The sequence below is a fragment of the Pseudomonas sp. MYb327 genome, from assembly GCF_040438925.1.
In the GTDB taxonomy this organism is placed as follows: domain Bacteria; phylum Pseudomonadota; class Gammaproteobacteria; order Pseudomonadales; family Pseudomonadaceae; genus Aquipseudomonas.
The window spans coordinates 1,132,788-1,152,053 of sequence record NZ_CP159258.1; the positions used below are offsets into that span (position 1 = coordinate 1,132,788).

General features: G+C 59.3%; 16 protein-coding genes. 9 read left to right on the plus strand and 7 right to left on the minus strand.

Going from position 1 to position 19,266, the window contains the following annotated elements:
• Positions 1-29: 29 nt before the first annotated feature.
• Positions 30-704, minus strand: coding sequence for a histidine phosphatase family protein (locus ABVN21_RS05050; protein ID WP_339552926.1), 675 nt, complete (start codon positions 702-704; stop codon positions 30-32).
• 365 nt (positions 705-1,069) lie between these two features.
• Between ABVN21_RS05050 and ABVN21_RS05055 the strand changes: the two genes are divergently transcribed.
• Both ABVN21_RS05055 and hemB read left to right on the plus strand, forming a co-directional pair.
• A complete protein-coding gene (locus tag ABVN21_RS05055) occupies positions 1,070-1,780 on the plus strand; it encodes a glutathione binding-like protein (RefSeq protein ID WP_339552927.1) in 711 nt (236 codons plus the stop codon).
• 244 nt (positions 1,781-2,024) lie between these two features.
• Complete coding sequence (hemB, locus tag ABVN21_RS05060) at positions 2,025-2,999, plus strand: porphobilinogen synthase (RefSeq protein WP_339552928.1); 975 nt, start codon at positions 2,025-2,027, stop codon at positions 2,997-2,999.
• 152 nt (positions 3,000-3,151) lie between these two features.
• Here hemB and ABVN21_RS05065 read toward each other — a convergent pair whose 3' ends face one another.
• Positions 3,152-4,681: an FAD-dependent oxidoreductase gene (locus ABVN21_RS05065; protein WP_339552929.1), complete on the minus strand. Its 1,530-nt coding sequence runs from the start codon at positions 4,679-4,681 to the stop codon at positions 3,152-3,154.
• A gap of 128 nt (positions 4,682-4,809) precedes the next feature.
• A complete protein-coding gene (locus tag ABVN21_RS05070) occupies positions 4,810-7,026 on the minus strand; it encodes a TonB-dependent siderophore receptor (protein ID WP_339552930.1) in 2,217 nt (738 codons plus the stop codon).
• Between the two features lie 258 nt (positions 7,027-7,284).
• On the opposite strand from ABVN21_RS05070, the gene ABVN21_RS05075 reads away from it, so the two are divergent.
• The 3 genes from ABVN21_RS05075 (at position 7,285) to ABVN21_RS05085 (ending at position 9,762) form a co-directional block, all read left to right on the plus strand.
• Positions 7,285-8,370 (plus strand): DUF1615 domain-containing protein, encoded by a 1,086-nt coding sequence (locus ABVN21_RS05075; protein WP_339552931.1) that lies wholly within the window; start codon positions 7,285-7,287, stop codon positions 8,368-8,370.
• A gap of 87 nt (positions 8,371-8,457) precedes the next feature.
• Positions 8,458-8,991: a hypothetical protein gene (locus tag ABVN21_RS05080; RefSeq protein ID WP_353637227.1), complete on the plus strand. Its 534-nt coding sequence runs from the start codon at positions 8,458-8,460 to the stop codon at positions 8,989-8,991.
• Between the two features lie 147 nt (positions 8,992-9,138).
• Positions 9,139-9,762, plus strand: coding sequence for a glutathione S-transferase N-terminal domain-containing protein (locus tag ABVN21_RS05085; RefSeq protein ID WP_339552932.1), 624 nt, complete (start codon positions 9,139-9,141; stop codon positions 9,760-9,762).
• A 66-nt stretch (positions 9,763-9,828) separates the two neighbouring features.
• On the opposite strand, the gene ABVN21_RS05090 is transcribed toward ABVN21_RS05085, so the two are convergent.
• Positions 9,829-10,269 carry a CBS domain-containing protein gene (locus ABVN21_RS05090; protein ID WP_007944798.1) on the minus strand — a complete coding sequence of 147 codons (441 nt, stop codon included), beginning with the start codon at positions 10,267-10,269 and terminating at the stop codon, positions 9,829-9,831.
• Positions 10,270-10,498: 229 nt separating this feature from the next.
• Here ABVN21_RS05090 and ABVN21_RS05095 point away from each other — a divergent pair, with 229 nt between their 5' ends.
• A complete protein-coding gene (locus ABVN21_RS05095; protein WP_339552933.1) occupies positions 10,499-12,859 on the plus strand; it encodes a DNA polymerase II in 2,361 nt (786 codons plus the stop codon).
• Here the strand turns inward: ABVN21_RS05095 and ABVN21_RS05100 are convergent.
• Positions 12,824-13,294, minus strand: coding sequence for a DUF1810 domain-containing protein (locus tag ABVN21_RS05100; protein ID WP_339552934.1), 471 nt, complete (start codon positions 13,292-13,294; stop codon positions 12,824-12,826). The two genes, ABVN21_RS05095 and ABVN21_RS05100, sit on opposite strands and share 36 nt — an antisense overlap.
• Before the next feature lie 30 nt (positions 13,295-13,324).
• Positions 13,325-14,146, minus strand: a complete 822-nt coding sequence (locus tag ABVN21_RS05105; protein ID WP_339552935.1) for an aldo/keto reductase — start codon at positions 14,144-14,146, stop codon at positions 13,325-13,327.
• Positions 14,147-14,412: 266 nt separating this feature from the next.
• On the opposite strand from ABVN21_RS05105, the gene ABVN21_RS05110 reads away from it, so the two are divergent.
• The 3 genes from ABVN21_RS05110 (at position 14,413) to ABVN21_RS05120 (ending at position 16,915) form a co-directional block, all read left to right on the plus strand.
• Positions 14,413-15,093, plus strand: coding sequence for a hypothetical protein (locus tag ABVN21_RS05110; protein WP_339553119.1), 681 nt, complete (start codon positions 14,413-14,415; stop codon positions 15,091-15,093).
• Positions 15,094-15,306: 213 nt separating this feature from the next.
• The gene (locus ABVN21_RS05115) at positions 15,307-16,092 is read left to right on the plus strand and encodes a sulfite exporter TauE/SafE family protein (RefSeq protein WP_339552936.1); all 786 of its coding nucleotides are present in this window, start codon (positions 15,307-15,309) and stop codon (positions 16,090-16,092) included.
• 271 nt (positions 16,093-16,363) lie between these two features.
• The gene (locus tag ABVN21_RS05120; RefSeq protein WP_339552937.1) at positions 16,364-16,915 is read left to right on the plus strand and encodes a DUF4174 domain-containing protein; all 552 of its coding nucleotides are present in this window, start codon (positions 16,364-16,366) and stop codon (positions 16,913-16,915) included.
• Between the two features lie 79 nt (positions 16,916-16,994).
• Here ABVN21_RS05120 and ABVN21_RS05125 read toward each other — a convergent pair whose 3' ends face one another.
• On the minus strand, positions 16,995-19,199 hold the full coding sequence (locus ABVN21_RS05125; RefSeq protein WP_339552938.1) for an autotransporter outer membrane beta-barrel domain-containing protein: 2,205 nt from the start codon (positions 19,197-19,199) through the stop codon (positions 16,995-16,997).
• Positions 19,200-19,266 lie beyond the last annotated feature (67 nt).

The following is a 19,266-nucleotide window of genomic DNA, read 5'->3' on the forward strand; positions in this document are numbered from 1 at the left end:
CGATGGGGCCAGCTTAGTCACTGCATCACTCAAGTCGGGCAAGTCTCCTGCCCATTATCCAGCCCTTGCTTATAGCTATGACTGACCAGGCTGGCCTTGCCGTTATGCCAGGTCAGGGTCAGGACGAACAACGAATCGTAATCGCTGGATTCCCAGTCTTCGGTGATCTTCTGTTTCTTGCCGACCGCTTCCCCGGCGACCTTGTTGATCAGCTCCGGTAGGTAGCCATGAGACCAGGCAGTGTAGATGACCGAGTTGTGATATTTGTCGTGCAGCAGTTCATCGGCCAGGTCGCTGGTGTCGTTGGCCGAGAAGTTGATATTGACCGGCAAGCCGAGCTTGATCGCGCTCGGGCTGATGGTCATCAACGGGCGAATGTAGCTGTAGGAATTGTCCAGTTCGCCTTCCTCGACGTTACGTGTCGGGTTGGCGGCAAACACATAGTTGGCCTTGCCGAATTTTTCCGGCAGCAGGGTAGCCAGATTGATGGCGCGGTTCAGGCCTTGGCAGTTGAGTTGACCGAGGCCGCCGTCGGGTTTTTCCGCGTGGCGCAGGAACACCAGCGTTTGGGTACCGTCCACCGGCTGAGCGCGGCTTTCGCGGGACTCCAGCATCAAAAACAAAGCACTGGCCGCCAGCACAGCGGGCAAGAATATATAGGCACGATGTTTGAAGCGATTGGCTAATGTCAGAAATTTCATCATGGAATAAGGTTCTTCAGCGCATTCTGGTTAAGGCTGACAAACCTTTACACCGCGATTTTCCTGCGTCGGGTGTTTTCCATGTCGTTGAACCGGTCCGTTTCAAAGGGGCAGTGTTCAGAGTCCTCTGATGCCCATTTGGTTCGATACCGGCCGGGAGCGCAGCAATGTACCGGTAACCTTGAACGGCTTGGAGCAAAGGTTATCGACAACATGTTGCGGAATTGTGGACACCCTACACCTGTTGGCTCGAAACACCCGTGATCTCCTTTAATTGCGACCATCAGCGATATTGATGGACCAAACGCTCCCAGCCCTGACTATCTCCATTATGATCGTCGCTCTTATTTCCCCGTGGATCCTTTCCCATGACCGATTTGTCCGCGTTCCCCATCACCGAAAAATGGCCGGCCCAATACCCTGAGTGGATTCAGCTCTACTCCTTGCCGACGCCCAACGGCGTCAAGGTCTCGATCATGCTTGAGGAGATCGGCCTGCCGTACGAGCCTCATCGCGTCGGGTTCGAGACCAACGATCAGATGTCCCCGGAGTTCCTGTCGTTGAATCCCAACAACAAGATCCCGGCCATCCTCGATCCCCACGGCCCTGATGGCCAACCATTGCCGTTGTTCGAGTCCGGGGCGATTCTGATCTACCTCGCCGACAAGACCGGGCAATTGCTGGCCCAGGAATCGGCGGCGCGCTATGAAACCATTCAGTGGCTGATGTTCCAGATGGGCGGCATCGGGCCGATGTTTGGCCAGCTCGGTTTCTTCAATATATTTGCCGGCAAGGATTACGAGGACAAGCGCCCCCGTGACCGCTATGTCGAAGAGAGCAAACGCCTGCTCGGCGTCCTCGACAAGCGCCTTGAAGGGCGTGACTGGATCATGGGCGAGCGCTACACCATTGCCGACATCGCGACCTTTCCGTGGATTCGCAACCTGATCAGCCGATATGAGGCTGGTGATTTGGTGGGCATCCAGAACTTCCCCAACGTCACACGGGTACTGGAGAAATTCCTGGCGCGCCCGGCGGTGAAGCGCGGGCTGGAAATTCCGAAACCAATCACTGGTTAATTCACACATACCTGTAGGAGCTGTGTTGGATGCGATGGCGGTGGCACATTCAACATGGATGCTGGGTGTCCGGGCCTCATCGCTGGCAAGCCAGCTCCTACAAGATTTTGCGTTGGCCCGGATGATTGTTGCCGTTCCGGTAACGCTGTCTTGAGCGTTCGACATTTGTACCCTGCGCCTTGCAGGGCATAAGCTTCACCCCCTCTACGACTTTCGTCTCGTCCTCCGATTTTCAGGAATGCCCATGTCCAGCCAGTTCCCCGAAGCACGTCCACGCCGTCTGCGCCGCAATGCGAGCCTGCGCAGTCTGTTCCAGGAAACCGAGTTCAGCTTGAACGACCTGGTGCTGCCGATTTTCGTCGAAGAAGAAATCGACGATTTCGTACCGATCAAAAGCATGCCCGGCGTGATGCGAATTCCCGAGTCGAAACTGGCCGGCGAAATCGAGCGCTATGCCCGGGCCGGGATCAAGTCGGTGATGACCTTCGGTGTATCTCATCACCTGGACGGCAACGGCAGCGACACCTGGAACGACAATGGCCTGGTGTCGCGCATGTCGCGCATCGCCAAGGATGCCGTGCCGGAAATGATAGTCATGTCCGACACTTGCTTCTGCGAGTACACCGACCACGGCCATTGCGGTGTGCTGCATAACCACGAAGTCGACAACGACCAGACCCTGATCAATCTCGGCAAACAAGCGGTGGCGGCGGCCCGTGCCGGTGCCGATGTGATTGCCCCGTCCGCCGCCATGGACGGGCAAGTCCAGGCCATTCGCCGGGCACTGGATGAAAACGGTTTTACCCAGACAGCGATCATGGCCTATTCGACCAAATTCGCCTCGGCGCTCTATGGCCCGTTCCGCGAGGCCGGCGGCAGCGCGCTCAAGGGCGACCGCAAAAGCTATCAGATGAACCCGATGAATCGCCGCGAAGCGGTGCGCGAATCGCTGCTGGACGAACAGGAAGGCGCCGATGCGCTGATGGTCAAACCGGCCGGCGCGTACCTGGACATCATCCGCGACATTCGCGAAGTGTCGCGCCTGCCGCTGTCGGCGTATCAGGTGAGCGGTGAGTACGCGATGATCAAGTTTGCCGCGCAGGCCGGGGCGATCGATGAAGATCGCGTGGTGCGAGAAAGCCTGGGGGCGATCAAGCGGGCGGGGGCGGATTTGATTTTCACCTACTTCGCGATGGACCTGGCCCTGGCCGGGATCTAAAGCCATTCTGAGCCCTGAGCCCTGAGCCCTGAACTTTGTAGGAGCTGGCTTGCCAGCGATGACGGCAGCCCAGCCAACATAGATAGATGCTGGATCCAGCGGCCTCATCGCTGGCAAGCCAGCTCCTACAGAGGGAAATGGTGTTTTTTGAATCAAGTAAAAAACGGCCGAATCCCCTGAGACTGAAAATACCGTTCGATCACCTTCGGGTCCGAGCATGTCTCGGCAATCGCCACATAGGTATCCGGCCGCAACAGGTAAAACCCGTTACGCCCCAGGCCTGCCGTTTCAAATGCCGGCCGCCAGTCGAACACATGCAATGGCAGATGATGCTCGATGCACCAGGCGATCATCTCGTCGCTGGTGTCGCCATACACATGCACTTGCCAGGTCGGGCATTTGAGCGATTCGAAATTATCCCCTTCACCATCATGGGCCCAGGGCAGGCGATCGCCACCGTGGACGTGCCCGGCCACGCCGGTACTCAACGGCATCCCGCGATAGTTCAGGGTGATTTGCGACACCGTGCGAAACAGGAATTCGCGGGACGTCTCAAACGAGGCCATTTTCGGAATCACGAAGGGCGCCAGACGCGTGCGCAACAGGTCGGCCATGCGGCCTTCGGCGGTGGCGAAACTGAAAACCCGGTCGGTGGTGGACACCAATTTGCGGGCAAATGCGATGCGTTCAGTTTCGTAGGTGTTGAGCAATTTGGCCTCGGCGGCGCCGCTCAAGACGGCCGCGAGTTTCCAGGCCAGATTGATCGCATCGCCAATCCCGGTGTTCATGCCCTGGCCCCCGGCGGGACTGTGCACATGGGCAGCGTCGCCCAGTAAAAATGCACGTCCGGTGCGAAAGTGATCCGCGACCCGATGATGCACGCGGTAGGTCGAGAACCAGTTCACTTGTTCGATCTGCACCTTCAGGTTTTCAATGGCCCGGCTGCTGACGTCGGCGAATTGCAGGGTGTCGGCATGCTCGACACGCTCATCACGGACGGTGCCGATCAAGCGTGCGCGCCCCGTCGCGGCCAACGGGAATACGGCGAGAAAATCCGCTTCATCGAGGTCCACGTGCAGCTCGCCGTTGAACGTCGGCCCGCTGGCCTGCACATCGGCGACATAGAAAATCTGCTGATAGGTGCCGCCGGGAAATCCGGTATCCATGGACTTGCGCACAATTGACCGCGCACCGTCGCACCCGGCCAGATAGCAGGCCTGGCAGATTTCATGCTGGCCGTCAGGCAGGCGCAACGTCGCGGTGATGCCGTCGCCGGTTTCTTCGAAACCCAGCAGCTCGGTGCTGCGTTCGACGGTGATGCCGAAGGTTTCGAGGCGTTCAATCAGCAGGCGCTCATGTTCGTCCTGGGGGAATATTTCGAGGAACGCGTAGGGCGTCAGGCCTTCACCGACGTGGCTCAGGGGCAAGCGCGCGACGGCTTCGCCCTTGACCCAGAAATTGGCGGCCGCCACGCGATGGCCCTTTTGCACGACAGCCTCGCTGAGACCGAGCTGGCGATATAACTCCAGCGTCCGCGCCTGCACGGCCAATGCCCGCGACGTGGTGCCGGGGGCTGAAGTCTTGTCGATAATCCGTACGCTGACCCCGAGTTTGCTCAGCCACAGTGCCAGTACCAGTCCGGTCGGGCCGGCGCCGATGATCAATACATCGCTGCGGTGCATGTGCCGTTCCTCCTGGCGGTGTGGTTCAAGTATGGTCCACGCGCGCCAGGCAGTGAGGCTAGCCGCTCAACGGAAAAAGGCCCGGCAGCGGTAAAGCTGCGGGGCCTTTTTCTGTTCAGTGCGGGCAATCAGAAGTCGATGGTGCCCGACAGCTTCGCTACCCGTGGCTCGCCCTGGGTCAGGTAGCCGCCCTGGGCCGATTCCCAGTATTTCTTGTTGGCCACGTTTTCGACACCGAAACGCAAGGTCACGTCCTTTTCCTGGACCTTGAAGGCATAACGGGCGCCGGCGTCGAAGCGGTTCCAGGTCGGCAGGCTGAGGTTGTTCGCCGCGTCTGCGTATTGGCCGCCGGTGCGCAACATCCGCCCATTCAGTGCTACGCCTTGCAGGCCCGGCACGTCCCAATCCACGTTGGCGTTGAACTGGAAGGTCGGCACGCCGATGGCCTGGTTTCCGTCATTGAGACCACCCTGGGTTTTCTTCAGTTCGGTGTCCATGACCGTCACGCCGCTGAGCAGGCGCAGGCCATCGATCGGCTCGCCGAAGACGTTGAGTTCCACGCCTTTGTTGACCTGTTCACCGTCGTGGATGAAAACCGCGGTGGTGGCATCGAGGGCTTGGGTGTAGCCATCGGCCGGTTGCTCGATGCGATACACACCGAGCGTGGCGCCATAGGTGCCCATGTCGACTTTCACACCGGCTTCGATCTGCTTGGAGCGGGCCGGGGCAAAGACTTCGTTGCCGTTGACCACCACGCGGGAACCCGCCGTGGTCGGTGCCGTCGGGCCTTCAGCCAGGCCTTCGATGCGGTTGGCGTAGAACGACACGTGATCCCATGGCTTGAACACGATGCCGTACACCGGCGTGGTGATCGACTCGTCGTAGTTGGACGTCCGGGTTCCGGTGCCGTATGCGTAGCCCTGGACCACCAGTTGCTGGCGACGCGCACCGACGGTGACCAACAGTCGATCATCGAAGAAGCCCAGGGTGTCGGACACCGCGCCGCTGCGCACGAAGGTTTTGCCGGTGATGCCCGGATCGTGCAGGTCGCCGCCGGAGAAACCGCCCTGTGGGGCCGGCACGTCGACCGGGTGGTAGATGTTGTTTGGGTATTGGGTCAGGTCGAAATCGAAGGCGTTGCGCTGTTGGGTCCAGATACCAGCCAGGCCGAAGTTGAGCTGATGGCTGACCGGGCCGGTGTCGAAGCGACCATTGAGGCCGGCCATGGCGCTGGTGTTGTCCTCGTCGTGGGGAATGAACGAGCCGGTGGTGATGGAACTACCGTCGTTGCCCACCAGGGTAGTGCTGTTGTAATTACCGACTTCACGGGTGTGCTTGTGGCCCGCGGCGGCATAGGCGGTCCAGCTTTCGTTCAGGTCGTACTCGGCGCGCAGCATGCCGAAGGTGTCTTCGATCTGGGTGAAGCCCCACTTCTGTGCGTAGTTGGTGTCAGCCGACGGCGCATCCGGGATGTGCGTGGTGGTGGCGCCCAGGTTCACCGAGCTGCGGCCACCGTTGACGCGTTCTTTGGAGTAGATGAAATCGCCGGAAATGCGCAGGGCGTCGCCCCGGTAATCCAGGCCGATGGCAAACAGCTTGGAGCGCTGGTTTTCATCGTCGATGGCGGTGTCGCCCTCGCGCTGGGACAGGTTGACGCGTGCGCCGAAACGATTGTCTTCGCCAAAGCGCTGGCCGACGTCGAGGTGTTCACCGATTCGCCCGTCGTCGCTGATGTCGGTGCTGAAGCGGCGCAACGGCACGTCACCGGCGCGCTTGGGTTGCAGGTTGACGCCGCCACCGATGCCGGAGCCGCTCGGCGTCACGCCGTTAATGAAAGCGTTCGGGCCTTTGAAGACTTCCACGCGCTCCAGAGCGTCGGTGGAAATAATCTGCCGCGGCAGGATGCCGTACAGGCCATTGAAGGAAATATCGTCACCGTTGAGCGGCAGGCCACGGATCATGAAGGTCTGGGCCTGATTGGAAAAACCGGAAGCCTGACGCACCGACGAGTCGTTGAGCAGCACATCGCCGACAGTTTCGGCTTGCTGATCGCGGATCAATTCTTCGGTGTAGGCGGTCATGCTGAACGGCACGTCCATGATGTCCTGGTTGCCCAGCACGCCCAGTTGACCACCACGCGCGACTTGTCCGCCGGCGTACACCGGAGGGAGATCGGACTGAGTAGGGGCTTCGGCGTTGACGTTGACGTTGTCCAGCACCAGCGCTTTACCGTCGTTTTGTGCAGGTGTGGCGGGCGTTGTTGCGTGGGCAGTGACGGACAGCGAGCAAAGCAGGGCAATGAGCGTTGGGCGAAAAGGCACGCGGGTTCGGGCTGGAGTGGTCATGATTCGTTCCGGGCGGCGCGCCGCCTTTGAGAAAAATTGTGACGGCGCGGGAACTCCTTGCGCAAATACGACTCCAGGGGCGAATGATAGGAGTTCTCAGTCACGTTGCGCAATCGGTTTGTGATTACGGTGTGTAGATAAAGATTGAGGGCAGGTTTGCCTGTGTCTTGAAGGAACAGTGGCCTTGCGCCGAAGTCATAGCCAGCACCACGCCATCGATCGTATGGTTAACCCGGCTTAACGGACACCTGGAGCAACATGCAAGCCCATCGATTGATCATGAGCGTCGCCGCGTTGCTGGTGCTGGCCGGTTGCGGCAGTCACCGGACCCAGGAACCCCCTGCGCGCAAGCCCGCCGAGGTCAAGGCTGAAATCGTGCGATTGCTGCCGGCAAAAACAGTCGACCGCCAAGGCTGGGCTACGGACATCTACGCCGCATTTGCCACGCAGAACATTGCGCCAACCACACAAAATCTATGCGCGGTGCTGGCCGTTACCGAGCAAGAGTCGACGTTCCAGGTCGACCCACCCGTGCCGGGACTCGGTAAGATCGCTCGCGAGGAAATCGACCGTCGCGCGGCCAAGGCGCACATTCCCGGCCTGTTGGTCAGTGGCGCGCTGCAAGTGCGTTCGCCCAACGGCAAAACCTACAGCGACCGTCTGAACGCGGCGCGTAGCGAGAAGGAGCTGAGCGCGATTTTCGACGACTTCATCGGCATGGTCCCCATGGGCAAGACCCTTTTCGCAGGCTTCAACCCGGTGCACACCGGCGGCCCGATGCAGGTCAGCATCGACTTTGCCGAAAAGCAGGCAAAGGATTATCCCTACACCGTAGACGGCTCTATCCGTCGCGAAGTCTTTAGCCGACGTGGCGGCATGTACTTTGGCATCGCGCATTTGCTCGGTTACCCGGTGAGCTACGAGCAACCGCTGTACCGCTTCGCCGATTTCAATGCCGGTTGGTACGCCAGTCGCAATGCCGCGTTTCAAAATGCGCTAAGCCGGGCCTCGGGCATCCCGCTGGCGCTGGATGGCGACCTGGTCGACTATGGTTCGATCATGCCGGGCACCACTGAACGGGCGGCACGCACCCTTGGCAAGCAGCTGGACCTGCGCAATACGACGATCAGGAATCAATTGGAGGAGGGCAACAGCCTCGCCTTCGAGAATAGCGAGCTCTATCAGCGGGTTTTCGCCCTGGCAGAACAGGCTGAAGGACGCTCATTGCCACGAGCGGTGTTGCCGGGAATTGTGCTGCAAAGCCCAAAAATCACCCGCAAGCTCACCACGGCCTGGTTTGCCAAGCGGGTTGATGAGCGTTACCAGCGCTGCATGAAACGCTGAGCGGACGATAAAAACACATAAAAAAACCCGGCGGGTCAGGCCGGGTTTTTTGTCGAGTACCGCGGAAAAGCCATTCATTCAAGCGACATGGTTGCTGTTGAGGCGATCAGAACCATCGGCGGCTACGGTGTTGCCGTGCAGGCGATCAGAACCATCGGCGGCTACGGTGTTGCCGTGCAGGCGATCAGAACCATCGGCGGCTACGGTGTTGCCGTGCAGGCGATCAGAACCATCGGCGGCTACGGTGTTGCCGTGCAGGCGATCAGAACCATCGGCGGCTACGGTGTTGCCGTGCAGGCGATCAGAACCATCGGCGGCTACGGTGTTGCCGTGCAGGCGGTCGGAACCATCGGCGGCGACAGTGTTGCCGTGCAGGCGGTCGGAACCATCGGCGGCGACAGTGTTGCCATGCAGGCGATCAGAACCATCCGCAGCTACGCGGCTTTCAATCAGACGATCGGAGCCACCTTCAGCGACAACTGGCTGAGTAGCGGTAGCGGCAAAAGCGTTAACTGCAAAAACCGAGAAAGCGATGCTGAGAAGGGTTTGGCGTTTCATGATTGTGTGCTCCGGGGTGTTGTTGGTTGGCTTGGAGCTGATGTTACGCCGCAGGATTTTTAAGAGAACTTCATTGAGGTGATTGTGAACATCGACGGTATTGATAGGGCGGGCGACATACCCTCTGTGGGCGTGATGATGCAGTCGTCGGATGGCGACGGCGTGGGCGATGGCGGCTTCTACACTGGTTAGCGTCGCAAGGAGGTGTGTATGTATCAGCTCTACGGTCATCAAAACTCAGGTGCGGCGGCGATAGAAGCCGCATTGGAACTCTGCGAGATTCCTTATCGCTTCATTGACGTCGAGTCGTCGCCGGAGGCTGCTCAGGCGCTGGAGAAACTCAACCCGCTCAAGCAGATTCCGACATTGCAACTGCCTGACGGCAGCATCCTGACTGAAAGTGCGGCGATCCTGATCCATCTCGGGATGTCGTTTCCGCGCTCGAAACTGTTGCCCTATGAAGCTGCCGAACGCGATCAGGCCATTCGCGGCATGGTTTACATCGTCAGCAATTGCTACGCAGCCATCGGCATCATCGATTACCCCGAACGCTGGCTGACCTCGGCGGATCAGGCATCCAGGGAAAATCTCATGGCCGGGGCCCGCGAGCGGCTGCATTGGAGTTGGGAGGTGTTCGCCGATCAATTCTCGGGCGAGTTGTACCTGGGTGATGAGCCGCCGGGCGCCCTTGATGTACTGGCTGCGGTGGTTACACGATGGGCAGGCAGCCGCGAGCATCTGCGCAGTGCCCGCCCCGGATTTTTCGCCTGGCTGGAACGCATCGACCGCCATCCGACATTGGCGCCGGTGTTCGCCCGGCATTGGCCAAAATGAACATCACACATTCTCCTGTGGGAGCGAGCAGGCTCGTTCCCACAGGGAGAACTACAAATGTCGGAATCACTCACCCCGAATGTACTGCTCCAACTGACGAATCAGTTCAGCCTGTTCGGCAATGGCTTCCTTGACCAGGTCACCAATCGACAACAGACCGATCAACTTGCCGTTTTCCACCACCGGCAAGTGGCGCAGGCGCCGGTCCGACATGATGCCCAGGCAGGTATCGACGGTTTGATGAGTGTCCACGGTAATCACCGGCGACACCATGATGTCGCGCACCGGCGTACCCACCGAAGAACGCCCATGCAGCACCAGTTTGCGCGCGTAATCCCGTTCACTGATGATGCCCAGCACCTCATCGTTCTCCACCACCAGCAGTGCGCCGACGTTTTTCTCGGCCATCTTCATCAGCGCTTCGAGCACCATATGATCAGGCTTGATCTGGTGCACTTCCTGATTCTTCTGATCTTTCAACTTGAGCAGTTGCGCGACGGTTTTCATGGCGGTTTCCCGGGTGTTGTCGTTGTTCTAGAAGAATCGTAGACGCAAGCGCGCAGGGCAAGAGAGAAAGCGGCAGATACCACTCAAAAAACGTCATTCGGCGAAGTTTCTTCGGTAAATCGAAAAAGATCGCAGCCTGCGGCAGCTCCTACGGGATGTACATATTCCATTGTAGGAGCTGCCGAACGCGTAGAATCGCCACCTTGAATCAATATTGAGGTTGGCAGTGGTGGATTTACCGCAGGGCTTCGTCCTGACCCGGCATTGGCGCGATACCCCGGCCGGTACGGAAGTCGAGTTCTGGCTGGCGACCGATAGCGGTCCCCAGCGTATCCGCCTGCCTCATCAGCCATCTGTGGCGTTTATCCCAGCTGATCAGCGAGAGCAGGCCGAGGGGCTGTTGCGCGATGAGAAGAACGTCGAGCTCAAACCCCTGGCCTTGACGGATTTCGAACATCGATCGGTGCTGGGCTTGTATTGCCAGCAGCACGGGCAATTGATGCGCCTGGAAACCGCGCTGCGCCGGGCTGGTGTCGACGTGTTCGAAGCCGATGTACGGCCGCCGGAACGCTACATGATGGAGCGATTCATCACCGCGCCGGTGCGTTTTGGTGGCACGCCAAATGGCGAGGGCTTGCTGTGCGATGCGCAGATGAAACCCGATCCCGATTACCGGCCGAACCTCAAACTGGTGTCCCTTGATATCGAAACCACCGCCCAGGGCGACTTGTACTCCATTGCCCTGGAAGGCTGCGGCGAACGTCAGGTGTACATGCTCGGGCCACCCAATGGCGACGACAGCCAGGTTGATTTCCAGTTCGAATACTGCGACTCGCGAACCTTGCTGCTGAAAAAACTCAATGAATGGTTCGCTCTTCACGACCCCGACGCGATCATCGGCTGGAATGTCGTGCAGTTCGACCTGCGAGTGCTGCACGAACACGCCCGGCGCCTGGCCGTGCCGCTGAAACTGGGGCGCGGCGGCGAGGAGATGCAGTGGCGCGAGCACGGTAACGGCAACCACTATTTCGCGTCCGCTGCTGGCCGGTTGATCATCGACGGTATTGAATCCCTGCGTTCGGCGACCTGGAGTTTCCCCTCGTTCAGCCTGGAAAACGTCGCGCAAACCCTGCTCGGCGAAGGCAAGTCGATCGACAATCCCTACCAGCGCATGGACGAAATCAACCGCATGTTCGCCGAGGACAAACCGGCGCTGGCCAAGTACAACCTCAAGGATTGCGAGCTGGTCACGCGAATTTTCGCCAAGACCGAGTTGCTGAAATTTTTGCTGGAGCGGGCCAGTGTCACTGGTTTGCCGGTGGATCGCATGGGCGGTTCAGTGGCCGCGTTCACCCACCTCTACATGCCGCTGATGCATCGCCAGGGCTTCGTCGCGCCAAACCTCGGCGGGCGACCGCCGCAAGCCAGCCCCGGCGGCTTTGTCATGGACTCGCAACCGGGGCTGTACGAGTCGGTGCTGGTGTTCGACTACAAAAGCCTTTATCCGTCGATCATCCGCACCTTCCTGATCGACCCGGTGGGCTTGATCGAAGGGCTCAAGCATCCCGACGACGCAGACTCGGTGCCGGGGTTTCGCGGAGCGCGATTTTCCCGCACCCGGCATTGCCTGCCGTCCATCGTCGCGCGGGTCGCCGAAGGTCGCGAAACCGCCAAGCGTGAACACAACGCGCCGTTGTCCCAGGCGTTGAAGATCATCATGAATGCCTTCTATGGCGTGCTCGGCTCAAGTGGTTGCCGTTTCTTCGATACGCGCCTGGCGTCGTCGATTACCTTGCGCGGCCACGAAATCATGCTGCGCACCCGCCAGTTGATCGAGGCCCAGGGCCACACTGTGATTTACGGCGACACCGACTCGACCTTCGTCTGGCTGCGCCGCGCCCATGGTCAGCAGGAGGCCGCGCAAATCGGCAAGGCGTTGGTGGATCACGTCAATCAGTGGTGGCGCGAGCATGTGCGGCAGGAATACGGGCTGGAAAGTGCGCTGGAGTTGCAGTTCGAGACCCACTACAAGCGTTTCCTGATGCCGACCATTCGTGGTGCGGAGGAGGGCAGCAAGAAACGTTACGCGGGGTTGGTGACGCGCGCCGATGGCACTGAAGAGATGGTCTACAAAGGCCTGGAAACCGTGCGTACCGATTGGTCACCGCTGGCCCGGCAATTTCAGCAGGAGCTGTACCTGCGGATCTTCCAGCGCAAGCCTTATCAGGATTACGTGCGCGATTACGTGCGCAAAACCCTGGCCGGTGAATTCGACGAGCGCCTGATTTACCGCAAGCGCCTGCGCCGCACCCTCGATGATTATCAGCGCAACGTTCCGCCCCATGTGCGGGCGGCGCGCATCGCCGACGAATATAACGACCAGCAGGGCCGTCCGCGGCAATACCAGAAAGGCGGCTGGATCAGTTATGTGATCACGGTCGCCGGCCCCGAGCCGCTGGAGATTCGCAGCGCGCCCATCGATTACGACCATTACGTCACCCGGCAATTGCAGCCGGTGGCGGATGCGATCCTGCCGTTTGTCGACGACGATTTCTCAACTCTGATTGGTGGGCAACTGGGCCTGTTTTGAGTCCATCAGCAACAAGGTCCAGTCATCGGGAATGCCGTTGAAGTATTGTCGCAGTGCCTGATGGAACAGGCTGTCGTCAGCAGCGACCTGGGTGAACAATGTCATTGAAGAGCGGAATTTCAAGTCGTCAGGATGGCCGAAAATTTCTGTGATCGAGCGCTGCCGAATGTTCAGCACTTCTTGCGTGCACGCACGTAACCGCGGGCCCAGCACCGGGTGCTCAAGATAAGCCTGGGCTTCATCGCGGGAACAGATCGCGAAGCGTTTGGACATGTCGCTGCCGCCCAATCCCGCAAATTGCGGAAAGATGAACCACATCCAGTGGCTGCGTTTTTTTCCTTCATTCAGTTCTTTCTGGACCTTGTTGAACACCGGGTCTTGCGCCTGAACAAAACGTTGCAGGTTATAGGCGTCCATCTGATCGGTGCTTCTCATGCAGAAGCCCTCTGCCAAAACTGCGATGGCTCAGACCATGGCCAACCGCTGTTTGCGTTGTGGCGCGCGAAACGCTTGGTCCAGCGCCTCCAGATCCCCTGCTCCAAGCTTCAATTGCGCCGCTTGCGCATTAAGTTGCACATGCTCCTTTTTGACCGCTTTGGGGATGGCGATCACCCCGTCCTGCCGCAAAAGCCATGCCAGTGATACCTGTGAGGGTGTCGCGCCGTGACGGGCGGCTACTTGCTTGAGCGTGGCATCCGCCAGCATTTTCCCGCCCTGACCAATAGGACAGTAGGCCATTACCGGCATCTTGTGCTGTTGGCACCACGGCAGCAAATCAAATTCGATGCCGCGCTCTTCCAGGTTGTAGAGCACCTGGTTGACGGCGCAGGCCGGTGCGGACAGTTCCTGCAAATCGTCGACGTCAAAATTGGACACGCCCCAGCGGCCGATCTTGCCTGCTTCGCGCAGGCGTTCGAAGGCTTCGACGGTTTCTTCCAGCGGATACTGGCCGCGCCAGTGCAGTAGATACAGATCGATGTAATCGGTACTTAGCCGCCGCAGACTGCGTTCGCAGGCCTGCGCAATGCCTTTGCGGCTGGCGTTGTGCGGGTAAACCTTGCTGACCAGGAAAACCTTGTCGCGTCGGCCGGCGATGGCTTCACCGACCACTTCTTCGGCACCGCCTTCTGCATACATCTCGGCGGTATCGATCAGGGTCATGCCCAGGTCGATGCCCAGGCGCAGTGCCGCGACTTCCTCGGCTCGCCGGGCGCGATCCTCGCCCATTTGCCAGGTGCCTTGGCCGATGACCGGCACGTTGACGCCGGCCAACTCGACAGAACGCATGCAAACCTCCTTTCAGGACTCAATCAGTATCGTTTGGCATAAGCTTTGGCATAAGCATAGCTTCCGGGTTCCGCTACTTTCATGGCCGATGATCGATTGATCACTTCCAGCACTGCACTTTTTCGTAACGAACGGCTCTACCTTTTGCCAGCCTGCGGCGATCCCCACCGCCGGCCCATGCCCAAGTCCAAGAACCCATGGCTCAAGCGTTACTCTTCAGCATCACCCCAATCCGCCGTCGTTGCCTGCTATTGGCCGGCCTGTCGATGTTCCTCGTCTCGGGGTGCAGCCATCAGGAAGGCAACGATCTCTTCACTCAAATTCGTGAAGGCAAGCCACAGGAATTTCTGCAAACCAGCGTTGACCGCATGGCGACCCTGGCCATGCGCGACAACCTCGACAGCCTTTACTTGCTGATGAGCAAACTCTACCTGCGCAACCCCGACGAGTTGAAAAAGTCCGGTTTCCTCGATGCCCGCACCGCTGGCAAGCAAGTGCGCATGGCCATCGAACAGCAGCAGCCGTTGCCCACCCTCGGCGGCAAGAAAGACCTGGCGGCGCTGCGGTTCGCCATGAGCCCGGAGTTCCTCGGCGATCGGGTGGGTGCGTTCATCTACGCCATCGGCAGTATGCTGGTGACCGCCCACGGCAATCGCCTGGAGTTCTACATGACGGACGCGATCAATCCGACGTTCGTCAGCAATGCCGCGCGCAACATCGAGATCGCCACCTGGATCCTGAGCCAAAGACAGAACAAGGACGGCCAGCCGATGCTGTTTTCCAACGAAATCTCGGAAGAGGGCAGCAACCTGAGTTTTGCCGTGGAGTTCGGCAAAATCGTCGCCCGTCTGGACCTGTTGACCCAGATGCTCGACGAGCGCTACCGGCGGATCGGCCTCAACTACGCCCAGAGTTTGCTGTTCCTGAATTTCTTGCCCGTTCAGTAAATTCCACCATTCCAGTAGGAGCTGGCTTGCCAGCGATAGCGGACGACCGATCGCCCCTTTGATTGCCTGAACGGACGCCATTGCTGGCAATCGCTCCTACATAGGCGATTTGGGGAAGCTGGAATAAAGATAGATCGCATCGATATAAGTGGTTATAAGAAAAATCGCTATGCTGCGGGCCAGATTTTCCTTGCAGTCTTTGTGGACGTATCAATGGATTTGTTGAACTTCGGGTTGGTCGTAGCCGGGTTGGTGGTGGGTTTCATCGTGGGCATGACGGGCGTAGGCGGTGGGTCGTTGATGACGCCTATCCTGCTGTGGTTCGGCATCAACCCGGCGACGGCCGTCGGCACCGATCTGCTGTATGCCGCCATCACCAAATCCAGCGGCGTACTCGTCCATAAGAAGAACAACAATATCGACTGGGCGATCACCGGTTGGCTGACCCTCGGCAGTGTGCCGGCGGTGGTGCTGACGTTGTGGTTCCTGAGTAGCTTGCACAGCTCGCCCGATGCAATGAACGCGATCATCAAGCAAGCCCTGGGTTTCGTCCTGTTCGCCACCGCCCTGGCCATTCTATTCAAGAAGCGCCTGCTCGATTTCGCCCACAAACGTGCTGGCGGCAACTACAACCCGAGCGGCAGACGCCTGAATGTGCTGACGGTCATCACAGGTCTGGTTCTCGGCACGATGGTTGCTCTGACGTCCATTGGCGCCGGCGCGTTGGGCACTGTGGCGCTGTTCATCCTCTACCCGTTGTTACCGACACGCCGTTTGGTCGGCACCGAAATCGCTCACGCCGTGCCGCTGACCCTGGTCGCCGGTCTGGGTCATGCGAGCATGGGCAACATGGATTGGCACGTGCTGGGTTACTTGTTGATGGGTTCGCTGCCGGGGATCTACCTGGGCAGTCACCTGACCGGACGTATCTCTGATGAACTGCTGCGTCCTTGCCTGGCGACGATGCTGATATTGATCGGTTACAAGCTGGCGTTCTGATCCAACGCGGCAAGTCAGCTTCATTCGGGTGAATATTTCCAATCTGCTCGTCGCGGCACCAGACGATGGTGTTGTTCAGCTGAGCGCTCATGCGGGAGTCCTCACGGCGGTCCAGGTAGCTCTTTGTAATGCTTTCAGATTAGCCCTGCCTGTTGCGCAATGACCGCCCTGACCTAAGCTTGGGGCAAGGCGAAACACATTTGCGAAGCGTCACAGGAACGAACGTCGCAATGCGCAATCATTAGAGCGTGGATATCAAAAGGAGATGCGCATGCTCATCAGGTCACTGACCCTGGCTACCTTGCTGGCTGTCGTTAGCCCCCTGTTCGCCGCCGATGGCGATTCCCCGCTGGACATGGACAAGGGCAGGGCGCGGCCACTGATTATCATCGCTCCCAGTACAGTCGACCCGACGTGGGTCAGCCTCAAAAAGTCGCTGGAAGAGCCGGACAACAAAAAGGCTTTCACCGAGCGAAACATGGTCCTGTACACCGTGCTCAACCTGATGGGGCAGCGCGAGGGTAAAGATCTCGGGCCACAGGACACAGCGGCGTTGATCCGCTCGCTGAAGTTGGGGGCGGGGGCAAAGAGCAAGGTGATTCTGGTGGGCAAGGACGGCGAAAAGAAGCTTGAGCAGTCGGGGCCTATCGAGCTGAAAGAAGTGTTCGCAACGGTTGACCAGTTGCCGGCGGCCGAGAAAGAAGCGCCGCCGCCAACGGTAGTACCCACCGCGACGGCTGAACCGGCTGCCAAGGGGGCGAAAGGTACAAAACCCGCCAAACCGGGCAAGCCCGTCAAGCCGCCGGAAATGCCGGATGATTGATTGAACGCAGAATCTCTCTAGTGCAGTCTTTAGTGGCGAGGGAGCAAGCTCCCTCGCCACAGGTTGGTACCAGCATTTTTTACCAGCTGTAGCGATACCCTACCGTCACCGCCCAAGGCTGTTCAATATCGCTGCCCTTGGTGTATCCGCCTTCAATGAACAGGTTGTGTTTCTCAGCCGCTGTCATCATCACACCACCACCGATCTCACCCCGTGAACCGGGCAGTCGGCTGTCCAGTTTTACACCGTTGACCTTCACATGGCTGTCGCCGGCATGTTCGGTGATCCAGGTGGCTTTGGCGTAAGGCTTCACCGTGATGCCTCCCGCCCATTCCAGATCGCGCCCCAGCAATCCGCCGACGCGACTTTGCACCGAGTTCATTGCATCCTGTTCGACGCTCAAGCCATTGCTGGCGGTGTAGCGACCATCGCTGATGCGGGCCAGTTGCAGTCCGGCCTGAGGCTCGACGAACCAGCCCTGACCCAGGTCGATGTGTTTGCCAACTTGTACATCAGCGCTCAGCGCGTGGTTCGTGTAGTGCGCCTTGACTTTGTGGCCGAGGTTGCTGGTGATGTTGATTTCGTTGTCCAGGTGGCTGTACTTCAGCACGCCATCAACATACAGGCCGCCGGGGTCCTGGAAGCTGGCATAACCGCCGACGGAGGTGCTGTCGATCGTACCCTCGCTGGCCTCGCCGAAGTCCTGCCGGCCCTTTCCCCGGCCGATCAGACCACCCACATAGAGCGTGCCATCAAGAACAGACAGGGCTTTGTCGGCGCCGATTTCCACCCCGTTTATTTGTTGCTGGAAAGCGCGGCTGGCACCACTGTCGAGCCGCTGTTGGGAGCCATAGCCGCGCGTCCAGAGGCCACCTTTATCCTTACCCGTGCGCAATACGTCGAAATGCCCGATGGTGGCGTTCATCTGCGCGCCGATCAGGGCGGCGCTGGCGATATGACTGGCCACGGCGACGTTGGCGCCCTTGCTCAGGGTTTGTGCCTGAGGTTGGCGCGTTGGCTGCGCCGGCATTGAGGGCGGTATGGGGTCAGCAGGATCCGCAGGAGAGACCGGTTTGGCTGGCGGGTCGATTGGGGTGATCGGGTCGGTTGGTTTATCTGGATCGACTGGATCAACAGGATCGACGGGGTTTATCGGGCTTATAGGATCAACCGGATCAACCGGATCCACGTCGGCCAGATTCGCCAGGTACCAGTCCTCGCCTTGTTTCTGCAATTGATAGCGATAAGCGCCAGCGTCGACGGTCTGGCCATAAAGTGTGAAGTTGCCGGCGCCACCGTTGCCATCTACCAGCATCAATTTCTGTTGTGCGCGACCGGGTTCGTTGCCCGAATCGGCGACCACCAGCGTATGGCTGCCGCTGATCGGACCGAGGACATTGAGCAAGTCGCTTTGCAGGGACGCCAGGTCGGTGTTCATCAAGAATTGGCCATTGCCGCTCAACGGGCCTTTGATCGTCAGGGTATGGAAGCCGTTGATCGCCGGATCAGCGAATCTCACCTGGCCGTCGACATGGCTGGTGAATCCGAGAATCGCGTCGCCCTTGAGTTGTAGCAAACCACCCGCATTGATCGTCGTGTCACTGGCTTCAGCCTGATCGCCGAGAACCATGACACCGTACCGATTTACGATTGTGTTCTGCAGCACGGTTCCTGCAACGCTTTGCAGCAGGCCGCCCTCGTTGACCACGGTTTCGCTGATCGAGGCGCGGTCGAAGACAGACAAGACGCCACCGCGATTGACGGTCGTCAACTCGGCATCGGCGTCCTGGTAGACGTTCATCTGGCTACTATCGACGCTGGTGCCTTTCGCCAGGGCGTTCATGTACACAAACATGCTGCCCCCATTGAGGCGGGTGCCGCTGACAGTCGCGTTATGTGCAACGTCGAGATAGCCGCCGTTAACAGTGGTACTGAAGGCTGTGGCCGAGTCCAGGACCACCATCTGACCGTTCTCCATAACGGTGTCATACGCCGCCGCGGTGTCACGGATTTGCAGCCAGCCGTCTCCGGAGATCGTGGTGGCGAGCGACTGCCCCGCGTCCCAGAGGTTGATGGTGCCGTTGCTCACGGTACTGTCGATGATGGTGCCGCCAGTCCCCACGTCGATTGAGCTCCCATCGTTTACCAGAAGATTGCTTTGTGAGGAGGTCAGGCAATTGAACGTGTCGCAGCTGTCCGCGAACGTATTGACCGGCACCAGCCCCAACAGCAACAAGGCGCTCGAAACCGAAACCCGGGAAAACCGCACACTGGAATCAAACATGGAGATCCGCCGACTGCATGGAAGAGAGCCGCAGATTCTCCGGATGCATGGGCGACGGGTAACGCCG

Excerpts from the sequence above, each read along its gene's own strand:
- ABVN21_RS05050 (WP_339552926.1), bottom strand. The coding sequence starts at position 704 with ATGATGAAATTTCTGACATTAGCCAATCGCTTCAAACATCGTGCCTAT.
- ABVN21_RS05055 (WP_339552927.1), top strand. The coding sequence starts at position 1,070 with ATGACCGATTTGTCCGCGTTCCCCATCACCGAAAAATGGCCGGCCCAA.
- hemB (WP_339552928.1), top strand. The coding sequence starts at position 2,025 with ATGTCCAGCCAGTTCCCCGAAGCACGTCCACGCCGTCTGCGCCGCAAT.
- ABVN21_RS05065 (WP_339552929.1), bottom strand. The coding sequence starts at position 4,681 with ATGCACCGCAGCGATGTATTGATCATCGGCGCCGGCCCGACCGGACTG.
- ABVN21_RS05070 (WP_339552930.1), bottom strand. The coding sequence starts at position 7,026 with ATGACCACTCCAGCCCGAACCCGCGTGCCTTTTCGCCCAACGCTCATT.
- ABVN21_RS05075 (WP_339552931.1), top strand. The coding sequence starts at position 7,285 with ATGCAAGCCCATCGATTGATCATGAGCGTCGCCGCGTTGCTGGTGCTG.
- ABVN21_RS05080 (WP_353637227.1), top strand. The coding sequence starts at position 8,458 with ATGGTTGCTGTTGAGGCGATCAGAACCATCGGCGGCTACGGTGTTGCC.
- ABVN21_RS05085 (WP_339552932.1), top strand. The coding sequence starts at position 9,139 with ATGTATCAGCTCTACGGTCATCAAAACTCAGGTGCGGCGGCGATAGAA.
- ABVN21_RS05090 (WP_007944798.1), bottom strand. The coding sequence starts at position 10,269 with ATGAAAACCGTCGCGCAACTGCTCAAGTTGAAAGATCAGAAGAATCAG.
- ABVN21_RS05100 (WP_339552934.1), bottom strand. The coding sequence starts at position 13,294 with ATGAGAAGCACCGATCAGATGGACGCCTATAACCTGCAACGTTTTGTT.
- ABVN21_RS05105 (WP_339552935.1), bottom strand. The coding sequence starts at position 14,146 with ATGCGTTCTGTCGAGTTGGCCGGCGTCAACGTGCCGGTCATCGGCCAA.
- ABVN21_RS05110 (WP_339553119.1), top strand. The coding sequence starts at position 14,413 with ATGTTCCTCGTCTCGGGGTGCAGCCATCAGGAAGGCAACGATCTCTTC.
- ABVN21_RS05115 (WP_339552936.1), top strand. The coding sequence starts at position 15,307 with ATGGATTTGTTGAACTTCGGGTTGGTCGTAGCCGGGTTGGTGGTGGGT.
- ABVN21_RS05120 (WP_339552937.1), top strand. The coding sequence starts at position 16,364 with ATGCTCATCAGGTCACTGACCCTGGCTACCTTGCTGGCTGTCGTTAGC.
- ABVN21_RS05125 (WP_339552938.1), bottom strand. The coding sequence starts at position 19,199 with ATGTTTGATTCCAGTGTGCGGTTTTCCCGGGTTTCGGTTTCGAGCGCC.